This is a genomic window from Nocardiopsis sp. NPDC006198, from assembly GCF_040613895.1.
GTDB classification, from domain to species: Bacteria; Actinomycetota; Actinomycetes; order Streptosporangiales; family Streptosporangiaceae; genus Nocardiopsis; species Nocardiopsis tropica.
Genome location: NZ_JBEXSY010000002.1, coordinates 190,009 through 211,643, shown reverse-complemented (window position 1 = coordinate 211,643; position 21,635 = coordinate 190,009). Strand labels below are relative to the sequence as shown.

The 21,635-nt window shown below is 73.5% G+C and carries 16 protein-coding genes; 12 read left to right on the top strand and 4 right to left on the bottom strand.

All coding sequences use genetic code 11. The features are described 5' to 3' along the window. Positions 1-147 precede the first annotated feature (147 nt). Together ABZ234_RS02715 and ABZ234_RS02710 are read left to right on the top strand one after the other, a co-directional pair. Positions 148-1,458, top strand: coding sequence for an AGE family epimerase/isomerase (locus tag ABZ234_RS02715; protein ID WP_355010732.1), 1,311 nt, complete (start codon positions 148-150; stop codon positions 1,456-1,458). Next, positions 1,455-2,462, top strand: coding sequence for a carbohydrate kinase (locus ABZ234_RS02710; protein ID WP_355010731.1), 1,008 nt, complete (start codon positions 1,455-1,457; stop codon positions 2,460-2,462). The genes ABZ234_RS02715 and ABZ234_RS02710 overlap by 4 nt, the downstream gene beginning before the upstream one ends. Before the next feature lie 40 nt (positions 2,463-2,502). On the opposite strand, the gene ABZ234_RS02705 is transcribed toward ABZ234_RS02710, so the two are convergent. Next, the gene (locus ABZ234_RS02705) at positions 2,503-3,666 is read right to left on the bottom strand and encodes a glutamate--cysteine ligase (protein WP_344179533.1); all 1,164 of its coding nucleotides are present in this window, start codon (positions 3,664-3,666) and stop codon (positions 2,503-2,505) included. Positions 3,667-4,084: 418 nt separating this feature from the next. Between ABZ234_RS02705 and ABZ234_RS02700 the strand changes: the two genes are divergently transcribed. The 6 genes from ABZ234_RS02700 to ABZ234_RS02675 all read left to right on the top strand — a co-directional run bounded on the left by ABZ234_RS02700 (position 4,085) and on the right by ABZ234_RS02675 (position 11,841). Beyond that, a complete protein-coding gene (locus ABZ234_RS02700; RefSeq protein ID WP_355010730.1) occupies positions 4,085-6,907 on the top strand; it encodes an AAA family ATPase in 2,823 nt (940 codons plus the stop codon). Between the two features lie 94 nt (positions 6,908-7,001). Beyond that, positions 7,002-7,814: an ABC transporter ATP-binding protein gene (locus ABZ234_RS02695; RefSeq protein ID WP_267947131.1), complete on the top strand. Its 813-nt coding sequence runs from the start codon at positions 7,002-7,004 to the stop codon at positions 7,812-7,814. Next, entirely contained in the window at positions 7,811-8,530 is a 720-nt protein-coding gene (locus tag ABZ234_RS02690; protein ID WP_355010729.1) for an ABC transporter ATP-binding protein, read from the top strand. The genes ABZ234_RS02695 and ABZ234_RS02690 overlap by 4 nt, the downstream gene beginning before the upstream one ends. A gap of 11 nt (positions 8,531-8,541) precedes the next feature. Next, positions 8,542-9,393 carry a branched-chain amino acid ABC transporter permease gene (locus ABZ234_RS02685; RefSeq protein WP_267947129.1) on the top strand — a complete coding sequence of 284 codons (852 nt, stop codon included), beginning with the start codon at positions 8,542-8,544 and terminating at the stop codon, positions 9,391-9,393. Between the two features lie 2 nt (positions 9,394-9,395). Next, positions 9,396-10,490: a branched-chain amino acid ABC transporter permease gene (locus ABZ234_RS02680; protein WP_355010728.1), complete on the top strand. Its 1,095-nt coding sequence runs from the start codon at positions 9,396-9,398 to the stop codon at positions 10,488-10,490. Between the two features lie 31 nt (positions 10,491-10,521). After that, positions 10,522-11,841 (top strand): ABC transporter substrate-binding protein, encoded by a 1,320-nt coding sequence (locus ABZ234_RS02675; protein WP_355010727.1) that lies wholly within the window; start codon positions 10,522-10,524, stop codon positions 11,839-11,841. A gap of 102 nt (positions 11,842-11,943) precedes the next feature. Here ABZ234_RS02675 and ABZ234_RS02670 read toward each other — a convergent pair whose 3' ends face one another. Beyond that, positions 11,944-12,870, bottom strand: coding sequence for a dienelactone hydrolase family protein (locus tag ABZ234_RS02670; protein ID WP_355010757.1), 927 nt, complete (start codon positions 12,868-12,870; stop codon positions 11,944-11,946). 392 nt (positions 12,871-13,262) lie between these two features. On the opposite strand from ABZ234_RS02670, the gene ABZ234_RS02665 reads away from it, so the two are divergent. Then, positions 13,263-13,703, top strand: a complete 441-nt coding sequence (locus tag ABZ234_RS02665; RefSeq protein WP_355010756.1) for a ChaB family protein — start codon at positions 13,263-13,265, stop codon at positions 13,701-13,703. 82 nt (positions 13,704-13,785) lie between these two features. Next, positions 13,786-15,594, top strand: coding sequence for a thiamine pyrophosphate-requiring protein (locus tag ABZ234_RS02660; protein ID WP_355010726.1), 1,809 nt, complete (start codon positions 13,786-13,788; stop codon positions 15,592-15,594). A 95-nt stretch (positions 15,595-15,689) separates the two neighbouring features. Here the strand turns inward: ABZ234_RS02660 and ABZ234_RS02655 are convergent, their stop codons facing one another. Next, positions 15,690-16,544: an SDR family oxidoreductase gene (locus ABZ234_RS02655; protein ID WP_355010725.1), complete on the bottom strand. Its 855-nt coding sequence runs from the start codon at positions 16,542-16,544 to the stop codon at positions 15,690-15,692. A 229-nt stretch (positions 16,545-16,773) separates the two neighbouring features. On the opposite strand from ABZ234_RS02655, the gene ABZ234_RS02650 reads away from it, so the two are divergent. Together ABZ234_RS02650 and ABZ234_RS02645 are read left to right on the top strand one after the other, a co-directional pair. Then, the gene (locus ABZ234_RS02650; protein WP_355010724.1) at positions 16,774-18,861 is read left to right on the top strand and encodes a catalase; all 2,088 of its coding nucleotides are present in this window, start codon (positions 16,774-16,776) and stop codon (positions 18,859-18,861) included. A gap of 22 nt (positions 18,862-18,883) precedes the next feature. After that, positions 18,884-19,864 carry a TIGR03557 family F420-dependent LLM class oxidoreductase gene (locus ABZ234_RS02645; RefSeq protein WP_355010723.1) on the top strand — a complete coding sequence of 327 codons (981 nt, stop codon included), beginning with the start codon at positions 18,884-18,886 and terminating at the stop codon, positions 19,862-19,864. A gap of 150 nt (positions 19,865-20,014) precedes the next feature. Here the strand turns inward: ABZ234_RS02645 and ABZ234_RS02640 are convergent, their stop codons facing one another. Then, entirely contained in the window at positions 20,015-21,433 is a 1,419-nt protein-coding gene (locus ABZ234_RS02640) for a cytochrome P450 (RefSeq protein ID WP_267947122.1), read from the bottom strand. Positions 21,434-21,635 lie beyond the last annotated feature (202 nt).

Genomic DNA, 21,635 nt, shown 5'->3' with positions numbered 1-21,635 from the left:
GGTACCGGGAGCCCGGCGCTCCGCGCGCGTTCGCGCCGGGCCGTCCCGGCGGCGCGCGACCGGGGCCCGGTTCGCCGGGCCCTGGGCTACCGCCGCGTCGACCTCGCGGGATAGCGTGGTCCGGCGTACCGACGAGGAGGCAGTGGATTGACAGCATCGACACACCGCGCCCCGGGGCATCCCGAGTGGCTGCGGGAGGAGGAGCGGAGGCTGTGCGCCTTCGCCGCGGGCTCCGCGGTGCCCGACGGCTTCGGCTGGTTGGACGCGCGCGGCGGGGTGGAGCGGGACCGGCCGGTCGCCACCTGGATCACCGCGCGGATGACGCACGTGTTCTCCCTGGCCCACCTCCGCGGTGACGCGGACGCCGGCCGGCTCGCCGACCACGGGGTGGCCGCACTCGCGAACGGGCCGCTGCGCGACGGGGAGCTGGGCGGGTGGTTCGACCGGGTTCCGGAGGGGCGCCCTGCCGGGGACGCGTCCCGGGAGCGCTCCCACGCAGAGGGCGGGGAGCCGGGGGCCGACCTTCCGCGCAAGTCCGCCTACGAGCACGCGTTCGTGGTCCTGGCGGCCTCCACCGCCACCGCCGCGGGCCGCCCCGGCGCCCGCGACCTGCTCGACGAGGCGCTGCGGGTCATGGACGCCCGCTTCTGGGAGGAGACGGCGGGGGCCGTCCGGGAGAGCTGGGACGCCGGGTGGAAGGCCACCGAGGAGTACCGGGGCGCCAACAGCAACATGCACTGCGTCGAGGCGTTCCTCGCCGCCGCCGACGCCACCGGCGACACCCTCTGGACGCGGCGCGCGCTCGCCGTCGCGGAGCGGCTGGTCCACGGTGTGGCCGCCGCCCACGACTGGCGCCTGCCCGAGCACTTCACCCCCGGCTGGGAGCCCGTCCCGGACTACAACCGGGACCGGCCGGACCACCCCTTCCGCCCCTTCGGGAGCACCACCGGCCACCTGCTCGAATGGGCGCGGCTGCTGGTCCACCTGGAGATCGCGCTCACCCGGGCGGGCGAGGACGTCCCCGACTGGCTGACCCCCGACGCCCGGAGCCTGTTCTCCCACGCCGTCCGGCGCGGGTGGGGGGTCGACGGCGAGGACGGTTTCGTCTACACCCTCGACTGGCAGGACGGCCCGGTCGTGCGCGAGCGCATGCACTGGGTGGTGGCCGAGGCGACGATGGCCGCCTGGGCGCTGGCCCGGCACACGGGCGACGGCGAGTACACCCTCCTCTACGACCGCTGGTGGGACTACGCCGCCAGGTTCCACCTGGACGGCGAGCACGGCAGCTGGCACCACGAACTCGATCCGGCCAACCGGCCGGCGGGAAGCGTCTGGGCGGGCAAGCCCGACGTCTACCACGCCTACCAGGCGACCCTTCTGCCCCAGATCGGGTTGTCGACCTCCCTCGCGGACGCGATCCCCGCGACGTCCGCCCCGGCCCCCGGAGAAGACGAGTGACCGCGCGAAGCACGGACGGCACGAGGGCGGCGGGCGCACCCGCGCGCCTCGTCGTGATCGGTGAGAACGTCATGGACCTGCTGCCCACCGGCCACGGCGCCGGCGTGCTGCGTGCCTCCCCGGGAGGGGGTCCCGCCAACACGGCCGTCGCGGCGGCCCGGCTCGGCACCCCGACCCGCCTGCTCGCCCGGATCGGCTCGGACGGCTTCGGCGCGATGATCCGTGAGCGGCTGCTCGGCGAGGGCCTGGACCCCGCCGGCCTCCTGGCGGCGGAGGAGCCGTCGGCCCTGGCCCTCGCCTCGCTCGGTCCGGACGGGTCGGCCCGCTACGACTTCCGCATGGACGACGCCGCCGACTGGCACTGGCGCGCGGGCGAACTCCCGGAGGAGCTGGAGCCGCAGGTGCGCGCCCTGCACGCCGCGTCGATCGCCCTGTTCCGCGAGCCGGGGGCCTCCCGGATCGAGTCGCTGCTGCGCCGCGAGCACGGGAGGGGGCGGGTGACGCTCACCCTGGACCCCAACATCCGGCCGGACGTCATCGGCGACCCGGCGACCGCGCGCGCCCTGGCCCTGCGGCACTGCGCGCAGGCGCACGTGGTCAAGGCCAGCGACGAGGACCTGGCGTTCCTGTACCCGGACCTGTCGCCGTCGCGGGCGGCCCTCGCCCTCGCCGCCCTCGGCCCGTCGCTGGTCGTGGCGACCCTCGGCGGCGAGGGGGCCCTCGCGGTCTCCCACGGTGTGGAGGCGGCAGTCGGGGCGCCCGAGGTCGAGGTGGTGGACACGGTCGGCGCGGGCGACTCGTTCATGGGAGCGCTGCTGACCTGGCTGGACCGCCGCGACCTGCTGGGCGACGGCCCCCGGGCCCGTCTGGCGGGGACGACCCGGGTGGATCTGGAGGAGATGCTGCGGTTCGCGGCGTCCGCCGCCGCGGTCACGGTGACCCGTGAGGGCGCCGACCCGCCGGTCCTCGCGGACCTGGCGGACCCCGCGGGGGACGCCGTCTGAACAGCGGGGCCGCCGGACGTCCGGCGGCCCCGCGCCGGGGTCAGAGGCCCTCGCGCGTCCCGCGGACGACGTGGTCGACCACGTCGGTGAGGTACCCCCGCCGGGCGTACGCGGAGCGCTGGCGGGCCGCCCCCGTCCCGGCCTCCCGGGCCCGGTCGAGCAGCGCCGACACCAGGTCGGCGTCGCCGTTGGCGCCCAGGCCGGGGAGCGCCGCGTTCCACAGCCGTTCGAGGGCGTAGGCCCCCGGCAGGCACTCGCCGGTGAGCGGGTCGGGGACACTGCCCTCCAGGCCGTCCCGGGCGGCGCGCCACATGGCGGCGCGCAGGGTCTGGTCGGTGATCTCCGGCGCGGGCCTGCCGTGGTGGACGTCGGCGAGCGCGCGGGTGGCCAGGCCGCGGGCGAGGACGGCGAACAGCAGCGCCTCCTCGGCGGTCGCGGCCACGTCCCCCACCCGGATCTCCAGGGTGGGCAGGTGGTCGGACAGGCGGACGTCCCAGTAGACCATGTGCCTGTCCAGGATCGCTCCGGCGGAGGACAGCGCCCGCACCGCCCGCTCGTGCTCGGCCAGTGAGCGCAGCATGGGGGGCGGCCCGGCGGAGGGCAGCCGGTTCCAGGTGATGGACCGCCAGCTCGCGTAGCCGGTGTCGACCCCCGCGTGGAAGGGCGAGTTCGCGGACAGCGCCACCAGGAAGGGGAGCCAGCGCCGCAGGTGGTCGCTCACCGCCACGGCGGTCTCGCGGTCGGGGATGCCCACGTGCACGTGGCAACCGCACACGATGTGGGAGGTGCGTAGTGCTCCCGCGTGCGCGGCGATGTCGGCGTAGCGGGGGCCGTCGCTCACGAGGGCGGCCGAGGTGTCGCCGATGACGGCGGTGCCCGTGGCCGCCACGGCGAGCCCGGCCTCGTCGGCGGAGCGCGCCAGTTCGCCGCGGGCCGCGCGGAGGAACCGCAGGGCGTCGTCGGCGGTCTCGCACACGGGGCTGTTGGCCTCGACCTGGACGCGGCTGAACTCCCCGGACAGGCGTTCGTCCGGCATGCGGGTGCGGGACAGGAGCTCGGGCGCCCGGGAGAGGATCCGGCGGGTGCGCGGATCGACGACGAAGAACTCCTCCTCGACACCGAACGTGGGACTTCTCGCGGTGGTGCGGGTGTGGGTGGATGCCGGTAACCACTGGCCGTGTGCTGTCGTGGAGCGGTTCTCCATGGGCGTCGGTCCCTCCTGCTGTCCGGGGGTGTCCCGGACTGGATATCCCGTGCAGGGCGGCCGCGACAGTGTCCCGAAGAAGACAAAGAGCTATCCGTTGTTTCGTTTGTCCTCTTTGTCGGGATCGCGGGTGTGGCGTTGCGCGCGCGTTACGGATTTATAACCGCCCCTGGAGTCGGTGAATCCCCGACGGGGCTCCGGACCGCCGTGCGGAGTGAGAGACATCACTCTCCCGGGGGTGTGGAAACGCAGGTGGGTGCTGGGGCACCCCCGGGAACACCCGCCCCCCGGTTCCCCGCGGGAGGCGTCCCGGGCCCGCGGGAGCCGCCGCGTGCGACTCGGTGCGGGCATCGGTGAAACGACCAGTGTGGACCTTCGCACCTGCCGTGACGGGGGGCCGCTGTGCGAATGTGAGCACGTGGAAGGCAGCGAACCCGAACCCCCGAACACCCGCCTCCGTGGCCGTGACACGGAGACGCGGGCCCTCGCCGACGCCCTGGGCGGCGCCAGGTCCGGACGGGGCACGGCCCTGCTCGTCTCCGGCGGTCCGGGCAGGGGGAAGACGGCCCTCCTCGACCACGCCCGCGGCGCCGCCGGTGGTTTCACCGTGCTCCACGCGGGGGGTATCTCCGACGAGGCGGGCCTCCCCTTCTCCGGACTCCAACGCCTGCTCCGCCCCCTCGGCGCCGAGGTCGACGGGCTCCCCGAGCCCTGGCGCCCGCTCCTCCGGGAGGCCCTCACCCGCGGCGCGGTGGCCGACGCCGACCGGCTCGCCCTCTACACGGCGCTGCCCGAACTCCTGTCCCGCACGGCCGCCGGGCGCGGCCGGCCGCTGCTGATCTGCGTGGACGACGCCGACCGGCTGGACGCCCCCTCGCTGGACGCGCTGTCCTTCACGGCCCGCCGGCTCGGCGGCACCCCGGTCGCCGCCCTGTTCACCGCGCGCGAGGGACACGGCAAGCCCGCGGGGGCGCGCCTGCCCGAGACCATGGGCGAGCCCACCCCCGACGCGCTCGTGCCCGGCATCGCCGAACTCCTCCTCGCCCCTCTGGAGGAGCGGGCGGTGCACGACATCCTCACCGACAGCGCCCCCGTCACCCTCGCCTCCGCCGTCCGCTCCTCCCTCGTCCGCGCCGCCCACGGCAACCCGGCCGCCGTCCTCGGCTACCTGCGCGGACTGGCCCCGGCGCAGCTCCTCGGCGAGGAGCCGCTGCCCGACCCGCCCCGCCTGCCCGGCCGCCTGCGCGGCGACTTCCTCGCCCCCTACCGCGACCTGCCCGAGCGGGCCCGCCACCTCCTCCTGCTCGCCGCGCTCAGCACCGCGCCCCGCGTCCACCTGCTGCTCACCGCCTCCGGCGGGGCCGACACGACCATCACCGACCTCGAACCCGCGGAGGAGCGGGGCCTGGTCCGGGTGGAGGGCGACGCCGTCGTCTTCACGGACCCCCTGACCCGCGAGGCGATCGCCCAGGACACCCCCGCCGGGCGGCTGCGCGACGCCCACCGGGCGCTGGCCGGGGCGGTGGACCCGGAGCGGGCGCCCGTGGAGTTCTCCCTGCACGCCGCCGCGGGTACGAGCGCCCCCGACGCGGACCTGTTCGAGGCGGTGTCCGCCGCCGCCCGCCGGGCCAAGCGCCTGGAGGGCCGCCTCGCCGCCTCCCACGCGTTCGAGCGCGCCGCCTGGCTGTCACCGGACTCCGACGAGCGCGCCTGCCGCCTGACCACCGCCTCCTACGAGGCCTACATGGCGGGCCGCACCGAACGCGCCACCCGCCTGCTGTCGCAGGCGCGCCCCCTCGCGGTCTCCGACCGGCGCCGCGTCACCGTCGACTTCATCGACGCCCAGATCGCCATGCGCGGCGAGAACGCCCTCGACGTGGCCGAGCGGCTGTACACCGTCGGGCGCGAGCTCATCCCGCACGACCGCTTCCTGGCCCTGCGGGCGCTGGTCCGCTCCGCCGACTCCGCCTCCCTGGCCGGCGACGCCGGACGCCACGCCCGCGCCGCCGAGCTGGCGGTCTCCCTGGTCCGCACCGACGACCCGGCGCCGATGCGCCTGCTGTCGGCCTTCCTGGAGGGGTGCGTGATCTCCTTCCGGGGCGACTACCCGGGGTCCACGCCCCTGCTGCGCGAGGCCACCGGGCTGGCGGAGATCGCCAAGCCCTCCGAGCTGATCTGGGCGGGCATCACCGGGCTCCGGCTGGCCGACGCGCCCTTCGTGCGCGCGGCGACCTCCCGGGCGGCGGAGGTCGGCCGGGCGCGCGGCGAACAGGCCACCCTCCCCGCCGCTCTGGGGTTCCTGGTCTTCTCCGAGTTCTGGAGCGGCCGGTTCCCGTCCGCGGCCGGTACCGCGCTCACCGGCCTCAGGGTGTCCCGCGAGAGCGGGCAGACCATCTGGGCCACCCAGCACCTGGCGTCGCTGGCCATGATCGCGGCCATCCAGGGCGACGTGGACACCTGCCGGATCCGCGCCCGCGCGGTCGCCTCCCAGGCGGGCGAGAACAGCCTCGGGCTGGCGGCGGCCCTGGCGGCGTGGGCGCTCGCCGTACTGGAGCTGTCCCGGGGCAACGCGGCGGAGGCGTTCTTCCGGCTGCGCTCCCTCGTGCACTCCGCCCCCGGCCACGGCCACCCCACCATGCGGCTGCTGACCGCCCCGCACTTCGTGGAGGCCGCGGTCAGGATGGGCGAGACGGAGTGGGCCCGCACGTCCCTGGCCGGGTACCGGCGCTGGGCCGAGTCGGTGGGGAGCCCGAGCGCGCTGGCCCTGGCCGCACGCGGTTCCGGGCTCCTGGCCACGGGCGACGAGGCGGCCGACCACTTCGAGAACGCCCTGGCCCTGCACCGGGCGTGCGGGGACGACGACGTCGAGCACGCCCGCACCCAGCTGCTGTTCGGCGCCTTCCTCCGCAGGGCGCGCCTGCCCGGCCGGGCCCGCGAGCACCTGAACAACGCGGTGGAGACCTTCGAGCGCTTCGGCGCGAGGCTGTGGGTACGGCAGACCCGTGCCGAGCTGCGCGCCATCGGCACCGCCGCGTCCGGACCCGACCCCGGGCCGCACGCGGCCGGCGAGCTGACCGCGCAACAGCAGCAGATCGCCCGCCTGGTCGCCGAGGGGGCCACCAACCGCGAGGTGGCCGCGCACATGTTCATCAGTCCGCGCACGGTCGAGCACCACCTGCGCGGCATCTTCCGCAAGCTCAACATCAGGTCCCGCGTGGACCTGGCCCGCCTGTTCAACTGACCCTCCGGTCCGACGGCCCCCGGGCCGCCGGACACCCCTGCCATACCAACTGGTCGGTACGGGTTTTCGGTCGGCAACCGCGAGAAAGGCAGCCATGACAACGACCGCAGCGGACCATCTCCTGAGAGCGGACGGGGTGACCGTGCGCTTCGGAGGCCTCACCGCACTCGACGACGTCGGGCTCCAGGTCGCGCCGGGGTCCGTCGTCGGCCTCATCGGCCCCAACGGCGCGGGCAAGACCACCCTGTTCAACGTCCTCTCCGGCGTGCTGCGGCCCACCGCCGGCACCATCACCTGGAAGGGGGCCCCGCCGCCCGGCCGCAGGCCCCACCACCTCGCCCGCGCCGGCATCGCCCGCACCTTCCAGGGCCTCAACCTCTTCCCGATGATGACGGTCCTGGACAACGTCGTCGCCGGAGCCGACCGCCTCGCCGCCGGAGGGGCGTTCTCCCTGATCAGCGGTCTCGGACGGCACCACCGCGACGAGAGGGAGCTGCGCGCCCGCGCCCTCGCCGCCCTGGAGGGGTTCGGGATCGCCGAGCACGCGCACCGGCTCCCCGGCACCCTCCCCTACGGCCTGCAGAAGCAGGTCGCCCTGGCCCGCGCCTGCGTCGGCGAACCCGAACTCCTCCTCCTGGACGAACCCGCCAGCGGGCTGTCCGGGACGCAGATCGACGCCCTCGCCGAGCAGATCCGCGGCTTCAGCCGGGACATGGCCGTGGTCCTGGTCGAACACCACATGGACCTGGTCATGCGCGTCTGCGACCGCATCGTCGTCCTCGACTTCGGCCGGGTCATCTCCACGGGGACGCCGGAGGAGGTCCAGGCCGACCCCCTCGTCACCCGGGCCTACCTCGGCGCCTCCGACGACGCCGCCCCCGGCCACACGAACGGAGCCCCCCGATGACCGCGGCACCCCTTCTCACCGTCGAGGGGCTCAGCGCCTCCTACGGCGCCGTCCGGGCCCTCGACGGCGTCTCCCTCGCCATCCCCGCCGGCGGCATCTGCGCCGTGCTCGGCGCCAACGGCGCGGGCAAGACCACGCTGCTGCGGACCGTCACCGGCCTCCACCCCTCCTCGTCCGGCCGGGTCCTCCTCGACGGGGGCGACATCACCCGGCTCCCCGCGGAGAAGGCCATCACCCGCGGCCTCGCCCACGTCCCCGAGGGGGGCGGCGTCATCGCCGAGCTCACCGTCGAGGAGAACCTGCGCCTGGGCGGGCTGTGGCGGTCCGACCGCCGGGACAGGAGCACGTTCACCGAGGTCATGGAGCTCTTCCCGCCCCTGGCCGAACGGCGCGGCAAGACCGCGAGCACCCTCTCCGGCGGCGAGCGCCAGATGCTCGCCATCGGCCGCGCCCTCATGGGCAGGCCGCGGATCCTGCTCCTGGACGAGCCCTCGCTCGGGCTGGCGCCCCTGGTCACGCGGCAGATCTTCGGCCTCCTGCGCGACCTCCGGGACCGCACCGGGCTCACCGTCGTCCTCGTCGAGCAGAACGCCGCCGGGGCGCTGGCGGTCACCGACACCGGGTTCGTGCTCAACCAGGGGCGGGTCGTCGCCGAGGGCGCCTCCTCCGAACTGCTCTCCGACGACCGCACGCGCCACGCCTACCTGGGCTTCTGAGGAGCACCCCCATGACCCACTTCATCAACCTGACCCTCAACGGGTTGGCGACCGGGGCGGCCTACGCGGCACTGGCGCTGTCCCTCGTGATCATCTACCAGGCCACGCGCCTGGTGAACTTCGCCCAGCCCGCGCTCGCCCTGGTCGCGGTCTACACCGCCTACACCGTCACCGGGATCACCGGCTCCTACTGGCTCGGGTTCGCGGCCGCGCTGACGGCCGGGCTGGTCGCCGGGGCGGCGGTCGAGCGGTTCGTCATCAGGCCCATCGCCCGCGTCTCCCAGCTCAACGCCATCATCGTCACCCTCGGACTCCTCCTGGTCGTCCAGGGCCTGGTGGGCATGGTCTGGGGCAACGAGCAGCACGGGTTCCGGTACGCGTTCAGCTACGTGGGCCGCTTCGCCCCGTCCAGCGTGTTCGCCCTCGTGTCCGTCGGCGCCGTCGCCCTCCTGCTGTTCGCCCTCTACCGGTTCACCCCGCTCGGCCTGCGCATGCGGGCCGCCGCCTTCCACCCCGAGGCCGCCCGGCTCAGCGGCGTGCGGGTCGGCCTGATGCTCACCGCGGGGTGGGCCATCGCCTCCTGCATCGGGGCCCTCGCGGGCATGCTCGCCGGACCTCCGTTCATCTCCCCGAACGTGTTCGACGTCGTGTTCGTCTACGGCATCACCGCCGCCGTCATCGGCGGCCTGGACAACCCGTTCGGCGCCGTCGTCGGCGGGCTGCTCATCGGCCTCGGCATGTCCTACGTGTCCGGGTACGCCGGCCCCGAGCTGGCCACCCTCACGGCCCTCGCCATCGTCGTCGTCGTCCTGAGCGTGCGTCCCGACGGCATCCTGTCCCGTCCGACCGCGCGGAAGGTGTAGCCATGTCCTCGCCCACCGGAAAGAGCGCGGAACGCGCCACCGGCCCCGGCGCCCACGCCGCGGGAAGCCCCGACACGCCCCGCGGCCGGAGTCGGCGGACACTGCCCTCGCCGCTGCGCCACCTCCTGTTCGCGGCGCTCGGCCTCGCTGCGGTGACGGGCCTGCTGTTCGTCACCGGGGACCTCACCGCGCTGCGCCTGGCTGCCGTCGGCTACACCATGCTCGCCGTCGCGGGCCTGCAGCTGCTCGTCGGGGGCAGCGGCCAGGTGTCGCTCGGCCACGGGGCGTTCATGATGATCGGCGCCTACACGATGACGCTGCTCGTCCTCCACCAGCCGATGCTGCCCATCGCCGCGAACCTGCTGATCATCGTCGCCGTGTCGGCGGTCGCGGGCATCGCGGTCGGCGCGGCCACCGCCCGCCTCCACGGCCCCTACCTCGCCGGGGCCACCCTGATCCTGGCGGTCGGGCTGCCCGGGCTGACCCACCGCTACCACGAGTTCCTCGGCGGCAGCAACGGGCTCAACATCCGCACCGCCGGGGCGCCCCCGTTCCTCCAGGGGGTCTTCACCGACAGCGAGTGGAAGGCGCTCGTCGTGTGGACCACCGTCGTCATCGGCCTCGCCGTGCTCGCCACCATCTCCTCCGGCCGCCTGGGCCGCCGCATGCGCTCCCTGCGCGACGACGAGACGGCCGCCGCCATGGCGGGCGTCCCCGTCGGGAAGACCAAGGTGGTCGCGTTCGTCATCGCCTCCGCCGCGGGAGGCCTCGGCGGAGGGCTGCAGGCCTACGTGCTCGGCACCGCCACCCCCAGCAGCTTCACCCTCGTGCTCTCCCTGACCCTGCTCGCCGCCCTGGTGTTCGGCGGCATCGGCAGCCTGTGGGGCGCGCTCTGGGCGGCGGTCACCGTCGTCTACCTCCAGATCTGGGCCACCGACCTGGCCCGCTCCCTCGAACTCGGCAGGAACGTCGAGAACAACCTCCCGGTCGTGTTCTTCGGGATCGTCCTCATCCTCGTCCTGCGCTTCTGGCCCCTGGGGCTCCACGGCGCGCTCACACGCCTGGGCGCCCGGCTGCGGCCCCCCACGACCCGCTGATCCCTCCACCCCCCATCGAAGGAGAACCACCATGCGAAGAGGAACACCGGGCGTACTCGCCGCCGTCCTCGCGCTGACGGTCATGGCGACCGCCTGCACGGGCGCGGGCGAGGTCGCCGACGGCGGCGAGGTCGACCTGGACGTGTCGACCGGCGTCACCGACGACAGCATCGTCCTCGGCTCCCACCAGCCCCTGACCGGACCCGCCGCCCCCGGATACCTGGCGGTCTCCCAGGGGGCGAGGGCCGTGTTCGACTACGTCAACGCCCAGGGCGGCATCCACGGGCGCCAGATCGACTACCGGGTGGAGGACGACGCCTACGACCCGGCGCAGACCATCGACGTCACCCGCCAGCTGGTCCTGGAGGACGAGATCTTCGCGATGGTGGGCGGGCTGGGCACGCCCACGCACGGCGGCGTCATCGACTACCTCAACGACGAGGGCGTCCCCGACATCTTCCCGTCGTCCGGGGCCCTGGCCTGGAACAACACCGAGGAGCACCCGCTCACGTACGGCTGGCAGACCGACTACACGAAGGAGGCGAAGATCCAGGGCCAGTACATCAGCGAGAACTTCTCCGGCCAGAGCGTCGGCTACCTGTACCAGAACGACGACATCGGGGAGGACTCCCAGGCGGGCCTGGACCAGTACCTCGCCGACGAGGTCGTCGCCCGCGAGCACTACGAGTCCGAGGTGTCCGACCTCAGCGCCCAGGTCGCCGAGTTCGAGCGCACCGAGGCCGAGGTGGTCGTCTGCTCCTGCATCCCGGCGTTCGTCGCCCTCGCCATGCTGGAGGCGGCGAGCATCGGCTACGAGCCGCAGTGGGTCATCTCCAGCATCGGCGGGGACACCGCGACCCTCCAGGGCCTGCTCGCCGAGTTCACCCAGGACACGGACGCCGAGGACGTCCCTGCCGACGCGTTCCTGGACGGCGCCCTCGTCACCAGCTACATGCCGCGCGTCGAGGACCAGGAGGACGAGTGGGCCCAGTTCTTCCTGGAGGTCTACGGGGAGTACGGCGAAGGCGAGACCGTCACCAACACCCACGTGTTCGGCATGACCCAGGCCGTCATGGTGGCCCAGGTCCTCAGGTCGGCCGGCCAGGACCTCACCCGCCAGTCGCTCGTCGACGCGATGGAGGCCCAGGAGTGGCAGGGGCCGGGCCTCCTGCCCTTCTCCTCCAGCGGCGGCGACCACGGCGGACACCAGGGCGTGTACGTCGTCCAGTACCGGGCCGGCGGCACCATCGAGATGGTCCAGGGCCCCCGCGTGACCGACCGTGAGGGCGGCGGCATCGAGGAGACCGACTTCGAGCGGCTGCCCCCGGAGGAGCTGGACTTCCACGACTGACCGCGGTCGGGACCGGTAGGACAGGGCGGTGGCCCGGAGGGAAGTCCCTCCGGGCCACCGCCTGTGTGTTCTCCGCCGTCCGGGCCACGGGCCCGGCCCGGGTCAGGACCCGTGCGGGCAGGAGTCCCGGTAGTCGGAGAAGTCCGTGCCGAACCCGGTGTCGGGCGCCGGGCACAGGAACTGCTCGTACCGCTCGTCCTCGTCCACGAACCGCTTCAGCCAGGAGATGCTGTACTTCGCGATCGCGGTGTTGGACATGTTGGGCGCGAAGTGGGAGGCGCCCCGCAGCTCCAGGTAGGCCCTGTCCAGGTTGCCGGGCAGGCTCTCGTAGAACGGGATGGAGTGGGTCCGCACCGAAGCGACGCTGTCGTTCTCGGCGCCGATGACCAGCGTCGGGACCTCCATGTCGGACCAGCTCTTCTGGGTGTGCCAGGGGGTCAGCGGGATCGCCGCACGCAGTTCGGGCCGGTCGTCGGCGACCGCGAGCGTGCCGCCGCCGCCCATGGAGTGGCCCATCACCGCCAGGCGGTCGCCGTCCACGCGGTCGGCCACGTCGCTGTCCTCGACCAGGTAGTCCAGGGCCGCGTCCAGCTGGCGGCCCCGGCTGTCGGGCTGGTCGTAGCGGGTCGTGGTGTCGATGGTGAACACCACGAACCCCTGGGAGGCGATCCGGTGCCCGTACCAGGACATCGAGGACTGCCCGGCGGTGTAGCCCGGGGCGATGACCACGCCGCCGAACGTGCCCTCGCTGGTGTCGGTCGGGTAGTAGATCGTGCCGCCGCCGAAACCGCTCACCAGGGAGGACACGGTGTCGGTGTCGGTGTCGAAGTGGCCCCGGACGGCGGTGACGCTCCGCTCGGTGGGGTCCGGGCCGCGCTCGTACTCACTGGCGGCCTGGGCGGGGGAGGCGAGACCGCCGGAGAGGCCCGCGACCAGTGCGAGGGCCATCGCCGACCGGGCGGCGAACCGGGCCGTCCGGGAGCGCGGACGGCCGGAGTCCTCCCGGAGTTCGGGGGAGGGGGGATTCATTGTCAGCACGTCGTTTTCCTTTTCTCGTGCAGCGGGAATCCGCGAGTCCTGGGGCGGACGCGGATCGGAGAACCATCAGGAAAGGAGATGTGCTCGGACGGGGGGTCCGGCCAGCTCCTACCGCGCCCTCTACGAAACCCGATAGGGGGTCGGGAAATCGAATGGGACCTGGTTCCGGGGAAATGTTTCTCCGTTAATTCACTATGAAGTCGACAGTGTGAACGTGCATCCGTTGGATCACCAGTGCCTGGGTCGGGGCAGGTCGGGCGGGGGGCGCCCGGTTCCGGGGCGCGCACGGCCGCCGCCGGGGGCGGTCCCCGGTGTTTTGCACGACCGCGTCCCGGGCAGGGCGGTGGGCACCGAGAACCAACGAGGATCGGGGAGTGAGGACAGTGCCTGGTGCGAAGGAACTCCCGGCGACCCTGAAGCGGTCACCGAAGAAGGCCCAGGACACCTGGATCAAGGCGCACGACTCCGCGGTGGAGGAGTACGGCGAAGGGGAGCGCGCCCACCGGGTGGCGATCGCGGCGCTCAAGCACAAGTTCGAGAAGCAGGGCGACCACTGGGTGCCCAAGCAGCGGTCGGGACCCTCCGACGCACAGGCCGCCAACCCGAAGGCCGGGCGCAACAGGGGCGGCAAGGACCTGCCCACCGCCGGCGGGGTGGACGCCAACGCCACGAAGGACCACCTCTACGGCCGGGCCAAGGAGCTGGGCATCCAGGGCCGCTCGTCCATGACCAAGCCCCAGCTCGTCGAGGCGCTCCGCAAGGAGAGCAACCGGCGGACCTCGGGCTCCGGGAAGAGCGGGTCCTCGAAGTCCCGCCGCTCCTGACACACCGCACCACCCGTACCACCCGCACCGCGGGCGGGCGGCCGTGCGCGCCGCGCGCCCGCGGGCCACACCTGGAGGCGAGATGGCCCAGAACGTCGCCGACCACCTGCTGCGCCGTCTGTCCGACTGGGGCGTCACCGAGATCTTCGGCTATCCCGGTGACGGCATCAACGGACTCGTGGCGCAGATGGGGCGCACGGAGGGGGCGCCGCGGTTCGTGCAGAGCAGGCACGAGGAGATGTCCGCCTTCGAGGCGGTGGGCTACGCCAAGTTCGGCGGCAGGTTCGGGGTCTGCCTGGCGACCGGGGGGCCGGGGGCGGTCCACCTGCTCAACGGGCTCTACGACGCCAAGCTCGACCACGTGCCCGTCGTGGCGATCGTGGGGCAGACGGCGCGCAGCGCCATGGGCGGCAGCTACCAGCAGGAGGTGGACCTCCACAGCCTGTTCAAGGACGTCGCCGGGGCCTACGTCCAGACGGTGACGGTGCCCGAGCAGCTGCCCAACGTGCTGGACCGCGCGATCCGCACCGCGCTCGCGGAGAGGACCCCCACGGCCGTCATCGTCCCCGCCGACGTGCAGGAGGCGGACTACTCCCCGCCCGGGCACGAGTTCAAGGAGGTGCCCTCCAGCAGGCCCGACCCGGACGCCGGACGGGGCACGGTGCTGCCGCCCGAGTCCGAGATGGACCGCGCGGCCGAGGTCGTCGAGGCCGGTGAGCGCGTGGCCCTCCTGGTGGGCCAGGGCGCCCGCGGCGCCGTCGACGAGGTCCTGCACCTGGCGGACCTCACCGGGGCGGGGATCGCCAAGGCCCTCCTGGGCAAGGACGTGCTGGACGACACGCTGCCCTTCGTCACGGGGTCCATCGGGCTCCTGGGCACCCGGCCGTCGTGGGAGCTGATGCGCGACTGCGACACCCTGGTCATCATCGGGTCCAACCTGCCCTACACCCAGTTCCTGCCGCCCTTCGGGCGGCGCGCGGTCCAGATCGACATCGATCCGAAGTTCATCGGCATGCGCTACCCGACCGAGGTCAACCTGGTGGGCGACGCCGCCGCCACCCTGCGCGCGCTGAGCGACCGGCTCTCCCCCGACGCCGGGCGCGACCGCGCGCGGAGCCGGTGGCGGGAGACCGTGGAGGACAACGTCGCCCGGTGGTGGCGTGTCCTGGACAGCCAGGCGCGGCTGGAGGCCGACCCGGTCAACCCGATGCTGGTCTTCCACGAACTCTCCCCACTGCTGCCCGACAACGCCGTGGTGACCGCGGACTCCGGGTCGGCGACCAACTGGTACGCGCGCTTCGTCCGCCTGCGGCACGGTATGCGCGGCTCCCTCTCGGGAACGCTCGCCACCATGGGCTGCGCGGTGCCCTACGCGATCGGGGCCAAGTTCGCCGCCCCGGACCGGCCCGCCGTCGCCCTGGTCGGGGACGGGGCCATGCAGATGAACGGGCTCATGGAACTGCTCACCGCACGCCGGTACCAGCACCTGTGGGAGGACCCCCGCCTGGTGGTCTGCGTGCTCCACAACAACGACCTCAACCAGGTCACCTGGGAGCTGCGGGCCATGGGGGGCTCTCCCAAGACGCCTTTCTCCCAGGACCTGCCGGACATGTCCTACGCGGACTTCGCCGAGTCCGTCGGGATGACCGGTATCGGCGTCGACCGGCCGGACCAGGTGGCGCCGGCCTGGCGCCGGGCGCTCGCCGCCGACGGGCCGGTGCTGATCGACGTCCGCTGCGACGGCAACGTCCCGCCCATCCCGCCGGAGGTGGAGTGGGACCAGCTCGTCGACACCGCGAGGGCGCTCGTGTCGGGCGACCCGGACGCGGCGGACGTCGTGCGCCGGGGGCTCGCCGCCAAGGCACGGGAGTTCCTGCCGGGCCGCGACTGAACGGGGGCCGCGGCGCGGCCGGGACGGGGCCCGGGACCGCACGGGCGGGGGCGGGGACCGCACGGTCCCCGCCCCCGCGTCCGTCGGGCCCGGGTTCAGCCGGCCTGGATCTCCCCTCCCGTGGGGGCCAGGGTCTCGCCCGAGTAGTACGACGACAGGCGGTCGCTGGCGAAGAACACGTACGACGGGGCGATCTCGTCGGGTTCGGCGGCCCGCCCCATCGGCGCCTGCTCGCCGAACCCCTCGGCGCCCTTCTCCCCGAGCGTGGCCGGGATGAGCGGCGTCCAGACGGGGCCGGGAGCGACGCAGTTCACCCGGATGCCGCGGTCGCGGAGCACCTGCGAGAGCGAGAGCGACAGGTTCATCACCGCGGACTTGCTCGCCGCGTAGTCGATGAGCGAGTCGTTGCCGCGCAGACCGTTGATCGACCCGGTGATGATGATCGAGCCGCCGTCGGGGATGTGCTCCAGCGCCTCGCGGACGGTCCAGAACACCCCCATCACGTTGACGTCGAACGTGCGGCGCAGCTGCTCCGTGGTCAGGTCGGTGAACTGCTCGACCGGCGACTGGGTGGCGGCGTGCTCCACGAGGATGTCGATCCCGCCGAGTTCCTCGACCGCGCGGCCGACCAGATGGGAGCAGAACGACTCGTCGGCCAGGTCGCCGCGGATCCCCACGGCCTTGCGGCCCTGTTCCTGGACCAGGCCCACGGTGTGCTGGGCGTCGGCGTCCTCGCTGAGGTAGCCGAAGACGACGTCGGCCCCCTCCTTGGCGAACGCCACGGCCACGGCACGGCCGATCCCGGAGTCGCCCCCCGTGATCAGGGCGCGTTTGCCCTCCAGCAGACCGCGTCCCTCGTAGTCCCTCATCTCGTCCCTGGGCTGCGGATCCATCGGCTCGGTACGCCCCGGGTACGGCTGGCTCTGCGCGGGAGGTGGGGTCTCGGACATGGGCTTCTCCTCTCTCTGGCGCCTCGCGTGGGGCTCCCCCTACCCGGCTCCGCGCCCCTCCAACGCGGAACCCGTTCCCCGGTGCGGGCATCCGCGGACACGTCCGCGCGGGGCGGTGAACTCCCCTCCAAAAGCGGGACAACCATGTTTGGGGGTGGAGCGGCCCGGTCACCGTGAGTGGAGAAACCCCTTATGCCGGCACCTGAGGTCTCACCAACGGAGGACTTCCATGGACGACGCACGCACCGAGAAGGACCGTCAGCTCGATTCGGTGAGGACCGATTCCGCGCAACCGCTGACCACGGAGACCGGCGTGCGGGTGGGCGACACGGACAACTCGCTCAGGGCCGGCGCACGCGGCCCCACGCTCCTGGAGGACTTCCACGCCCGCGAGAAGATCACCCACTTCGACCACGAGCGCATCCCCGAACGCGTCGTCCACGCGCGCGGGGCGGGGGCCTACGGCCGCTTCCAGCCCTACGAGGGGCTCTCCGACCTCACCGCGGCCCACTTCCTGAGCGGCCCGGACGTGACCACACCGGTCTTCGTGCGCTTCTCCACGGTCGCCGGGTCGCGGGGCTCGGCCGACACGGTGCGGGACGTGCGCGGGTTCGCCGTGAAGTTCTACACCGAGCAGGGGAACTACGACCTCGTCGGCAACAACATGCCGGTCTTCTTCATCCAGGACGGCATCAAGTTCCCCGACTTCGTCCACGCGGTCAAGCCCGAACCCCACAACGAGATCCCGCAGGCGCAGTCCGCGCACGACACCCTGTGGGACTTCGTCGGCCTCCAGCCCGAGACCACCCACATGATGATGTGGCTGATGTCGGACCGGGCGATCCCGCGCAGCTACCGGACCATGCAGGGGTTCGGCGTGCACACCTTCCGGTTCGTCAGCGCCGAGGGGAGGGGCACCTTCGTCAAGTTCCACTGGAAGCCGCTGCTCGGCACGCACTCCCTCGTCTGGGACGAGGCGCAGCGCATCCAGGGCAAGGACCCCGACTTCAACCGGCGCGACCTGTGGGAGGCCATCGAGCGCGGCCAGTACCCCGAGTGGGAGCTGGGCGTGCAGCTCGTGGCGGAGGAGGACGAGCACGCCTTCGACTTCGACCTGCTGGACGCCACCAAGATCATCCCGGAGGAGGAGGTGCCGGTCCGGCCCATCGGGAAGATGGTCCTGGACCGCAACCCGGACAACTTCTTCGCCGAGACCGAGCAGGTCGCCTTCCACACGGCCAACGTGGTGCCGGGGATCGACTTCACCAACGACCCGCTGCTCCAGGCCCGCAACTTCTCCTACCTCGACACCCAGCTGCTGCGCCTGGGCGGCTCCAACTTCCAGCAGATCCCCGTCAACCGGCCGGTGGCGCCGGTGAGCAACAACCAGCGCGACGGCTTCGCGCAGCACCGGGTGCACCGGGGACAGACCTCCTACTACCCGAACTCGCTGGGGGGCGGCTGCCCCGCGCTGGCCGACGAGGGCGTCTACCGCCACTACGCGGAGAAGGTCGAGGGCGGGAAGATCCGGGTGCGGAGCGAGAGCTTCGCCGACCACTACTCCCAGGCGACGCTGTTCTACAACAGCCTTGCCGACTGGGAGCGCGAGCACCTGGTCGCGGGGTTCCGCTTCGAGCTGGGCAAGTGCGAGGAGCTCGCGGTGCGCCAGCGTGTGGTCGCCAACCTCAACCACGTCGACCACGAGCTGTCGGCCCGTGTGGCCGAGGGGATCGGGGTGGAGCCCCCCGAGACGGAGGGGACGCCCAACCACGGACGCTCCTCACCGGCCGTCAGCATGGCCAACACCGCCTTCGGCTCGCTGACGGGCCGCCAGATCGCGGTACTCGTCGCCGACGGCGTGGACGCCGCCGCCGTCCACGCGTTCCGGGACGGCCTCGTCTCCGAGGGCGCGGTGGTGGAGCTCCTCGCCGCGACGGACGGCGCGGTGCGCGCCGGCGCCGGGGACCCCGTCACCGTGGACCGCGCCTACACGACCGTGTCCTCCGTCCTGTACGACGCGGTCGTGGTGCCGGGAGGGCCCTCCTCCGCCGAGACCCTGGCGCAGGACGGGGTGGCCGTCCACTTCGTCCTGGAGGCGTACAAGCACCACAAGGCGGTGGCGGCGGTGGGCGAGGGCACGCGGCTCCTCGCGTCCCTGCCGGTCCCGGAGGGGACCTTCGCACCCGCCGGGGGCACGCGCACCGAGCTGGGGGTCGTCGTGTCGGAGGCGGCGGGCGACGACTGCGTCGCGGAGTTCGCGCGGCTGGTCGGGGGACACCGGATCTGGGACCGGCCGACCGCGGCGGTGCCGGCCTGACGAGGGGAGGGACGACGACACCATGAAGGTGGGCTTCAAGCTGTTCGCCGAGGGCTTCGGGCCCCGCGAGATCGTGGAGCAGGCGGTCCGCGCGGAACAGGCCGGTTTCGACTTCGTCGAGGTCAGCGACCACTTCCACCCGTGGCTGTACAGCCACGGCCACTCGGGTTTCGTGTGGTCGATGCTGGCCGCCATCGCGGAGCGGACCGAGACCATCGGCCTGGCCACCGGGGTCACCTGCCCGATCCTGCGGGTGCACCCGGCGATCGTCGCGCAGGCCGCCGCCACCACCGCCCTCCTGTCCGAGGGGCGGTTCAGCCTCGGGCTGGGCTCGGGGGAGCGCCTCAACGAGCACGTCGTCGGCCGGGGCTGGCCCAACGTCACCACGCGCCACCGGATGCTGCGCGAGGCGATCGACATCATCCGGCTGCTCTGGTCCGGCGGCTACCACTCCTACGAGGGGAAGCACCTGGTCCTGGAGGACGCCCGCGTGTTCGACCTCCCCGACGAGCCGCCGCCGGTCATCGTGGCGGCCGGGGGCGAGCAGGCCGCCCTGCTCGCCTCGGAGCTCGGCGACGGGCTGTTCTGCACCGAGCCCGACAAGGCGCTCACCCGGGCGTACGGCGAGAGCGGCGGCGTCGGCCCGCGCTACGGCGAGGTGCCGCTGGCCTGGGCCGCCGACGAGGGCGAGGCGCTGGACTCGGCGCGCGAGGTCTTCCGCTTCGGCCTGTTGGGGTGGAAGGTGCAGGCCGAGCTGCCCAACCCGGTGAACTTCGAGGCGGCCACCGCCCTGATCGACCGGGAGGCGATGCGCGACGCGTTCGGCTACGGACCGGACCCGGAGCGCCACCTGGAGGCCGTGCGCCAGTTCACCGAGGCCGGTTTCGACCACCTGTGCCTGGTCAACGCGGGGCCGGACACGGAGGGGTTCTTCACCTTCTTCGAGGAGGAGCTGGCCGGGCCGATCCGGCGGATGGGCGGTCGGGCCGGCCCGGCGGCGTGAGCCGCGCGGCCGGGATCCGGCGGCCCCGGGGTGCGGGCCTCCCCGGGGCCGCCGCCGTGCGTCCCGCGTCGGCCCGCTCCGGGGGCGGGGCCGGCGCCCCGCGCCCGGAAGGTGCCCGGCCACGCACGAGGGGCCCGGAGGGCGGCGCGCCTACCCGCGCAGGCCCCGCCACCAGAGGAGGAGCCGGTCGAGCAGGTCGCCCTCCTGCCCGTCCTCCTCCCCGGCGGACGACCGTCGGCCGTCCCGGTGCCGGGACGCCGACTCGTCCCCGGCGGCCGGATCCGGGGCGGAGGGCTCGCCCGGGACGAAGACGACGGGCAGCTCGCGCAGTCCGCGCAGGAACGGCGAGGGCGTCCAGCGCAACTCCTCCGGGTCGACCGCCAGGCGCATGCCCGTCAGCCTCTCGTGCAGGATGGTGACGGCCGTCGCCGCGATCATCTTGGCCATCTCGCGCGCCGGGCAGGCGTGCGCACCCGCTCCGAACATCAGGTGTGCGCGGCTGCCGCTCGCCACCCCCGTGCCGTCGTCCTCGCCCCGCCGTACCGCGGGGTCGCGGTGGGCGGCGTCGAACCCGATCAGCAGGGCGTCGCCCGCCCGGACCTCGGCGTTGCCGATGCGCATGTCCTGGAGGGCGAAGCGGGCGGGGAGGATCTGGAAGGGCGTGTCCGTCCACATGACGTGGTCCAGCAGCTCTTGGACCGGCAGCCGGGCGTCGGTGTACGCCCCGCGGATGCGGTCCTCCGTGAGCAGTGTGCGCAGCGTGTTGCCGATGAGGTGCGTCGTGGGCTGGTGGCTGGCGTTGTTGATGAGGGCCGCCTGGTGGGCGACCTCGTGCCCGCTCAGGCCCGAGGGGTGCTCCAGGATCCACGACACCAGGTCCGGTCCGGGGTGCTCGCGCTTGCGGTCGACCAGCCCGGAGAAGTACTGGTGGACGCGGCCGATGGCGTCCTCGCCCCGCTTGGCGTCCTCGTCGAAGATGAGGGCGGTGAGGTCGCCGAGCATGTGCCCGTAGCTGTCGGAGAGCCCGTACAGCCGGTTGATCACCAGCACGGGCAGCGGGTTGGCGTACTGGGCGACGAGATCGGCTCTGCCCTCGGCCACGAAGGCGTCGATCAGTTCCTCGCAGAGCTGCCGGACCATGCGCGAGGTGGCGGCCATGTCCACCCTGGCCAGGGCTTCCACGACGGCTCCGCGGAGCCGCGTGTGCTCGGCCCCGTCGGCGTAGAGGACGTTGGGTCGCCAGGACAGGGCGGGCCGGGCCGAGGCGAGGTCGACGCGGCCCTCGGCCACCTCGCGCCACCGGCGGGTGTCCCGGGAGAACATGTGCGGGTTCTGGAGGACGGTGAGGTTCTCGTGGTAGCCGAGGAGCAGCCAGGCCCGTACCCCGGTCTCCAGTTCGACGGGTGCGACGGGGCCGTGCCGTTCGCGCAGCGCGGCCCAGAGCGCGTCGCGCCCGGTGTCGGGCGTGGTCCCGTACAGGCGGGTGATATCGGCCGGGCACCCCCGGGGGGGCATGGAGCCGGGGGCTCCGGGCGGGGCGGTTTCGTCGCCGGGTCGGGTGGTCGTCATCGGGGTCGCGGTACCCGGGGGTCACGGGAGCCGCTTCCCTCCCTTCGAGGAGACGTTGTGTTTCTTTGGTGTCGGGGGAGGGGGAGCGGGGACGGTCTCGGCCGCAGGCGGGAAGGGCGGGCCGTGGCCGGGTTCCGGGACCGCATTCCCCGGAGGCGTGGCGACCGGGGGCTGAGATCCTGGTCGTGGCATTCTAGGAGGG

Coding starts and splice junctions, on each gene's coding strand:
- ABZ234_RS02655 (WP_355010725.1), bottom strand. CDS start 16,544: ATGTCCGAGACCCCACCTCCCGCGCAGAGCCAGCCGTACCCGGGGCGT.
- ABZ234_RS02685 (WP_267947129.1), top strand. CDS start 8,542: ATGACCCACTTCATCAACCTGACCCTCAACGGGTTGGCGACCGGGGCG.
- ABZ234_RS02640 (WP_267947122.1), bottom strand. CDS start 21,433: ATGACGACCACCCGACCCGGCGACGAAACCGCCCCGCCCGGAGCCCCC.
- ABZ234_RS02690 (WP_355010729.1), top strand. CDS start 7,811: ATGACCGCGGCACCCCTTCTCACCGTCGAGGGGCTCAGCGCCTCCTAC.
- ABZ234_RS02680 (WP_355010728.1), top strand. CDS start 9,396: ATGTCCTCGCCCACCGGAAAGAGCGCGGAACGCGCCACCGGCCCCGGC.
- ABZ234_RS02695 (WP_267947131.1), top strand. CDS start 7,002: ATGACAACGACCGCAGCGGACCATCTCCTGAGAGCGGACGGGGTGACC.
- ABZ234_RS02705 (WP_344179533.1), bottom strand. CDS start 3,666: ATGGAGAACCGCTCCACGACAGCACACGGCCAGTGGTTACCGGCATCC.
- ABZ234_RS02645 (WP_355010723.1), top strand. CDS start 18,884: ATGAAGGTGGGCTTCAAGCTGTTCGCCGAGGGCTTCGGGCCCCGCGAG.
- ABZ234_RS02670 (WP_355010757.1), bottom strand. CDS start 12,870: ATGAATCCCCCCTCCCCCGAACTCCGGGAGGACTCCGGCCGTCCGCGC.
- ABZ234_RS02675 (WP_355010727.1), top strand. CDS start 10,522: ATGCGAAGAGGAACACCGGGCGTACTCGCCGCCGTCCTCGCGCTGACG.
- ABZ234_RS02650 (WP_355010724.1), top strand. CDS start 16,774: ATGGACGACGCACGCACCGAGAAGGACCGTCAGCTCGATTCGGTGAGG.
- ABZ234_RS02660 (WP_355010726.1), top strand. CDS start 13,786: ATGGCCCAGAACGTCGCCGACCACCTGCTGCGCCGTCTGTCCGACTGG.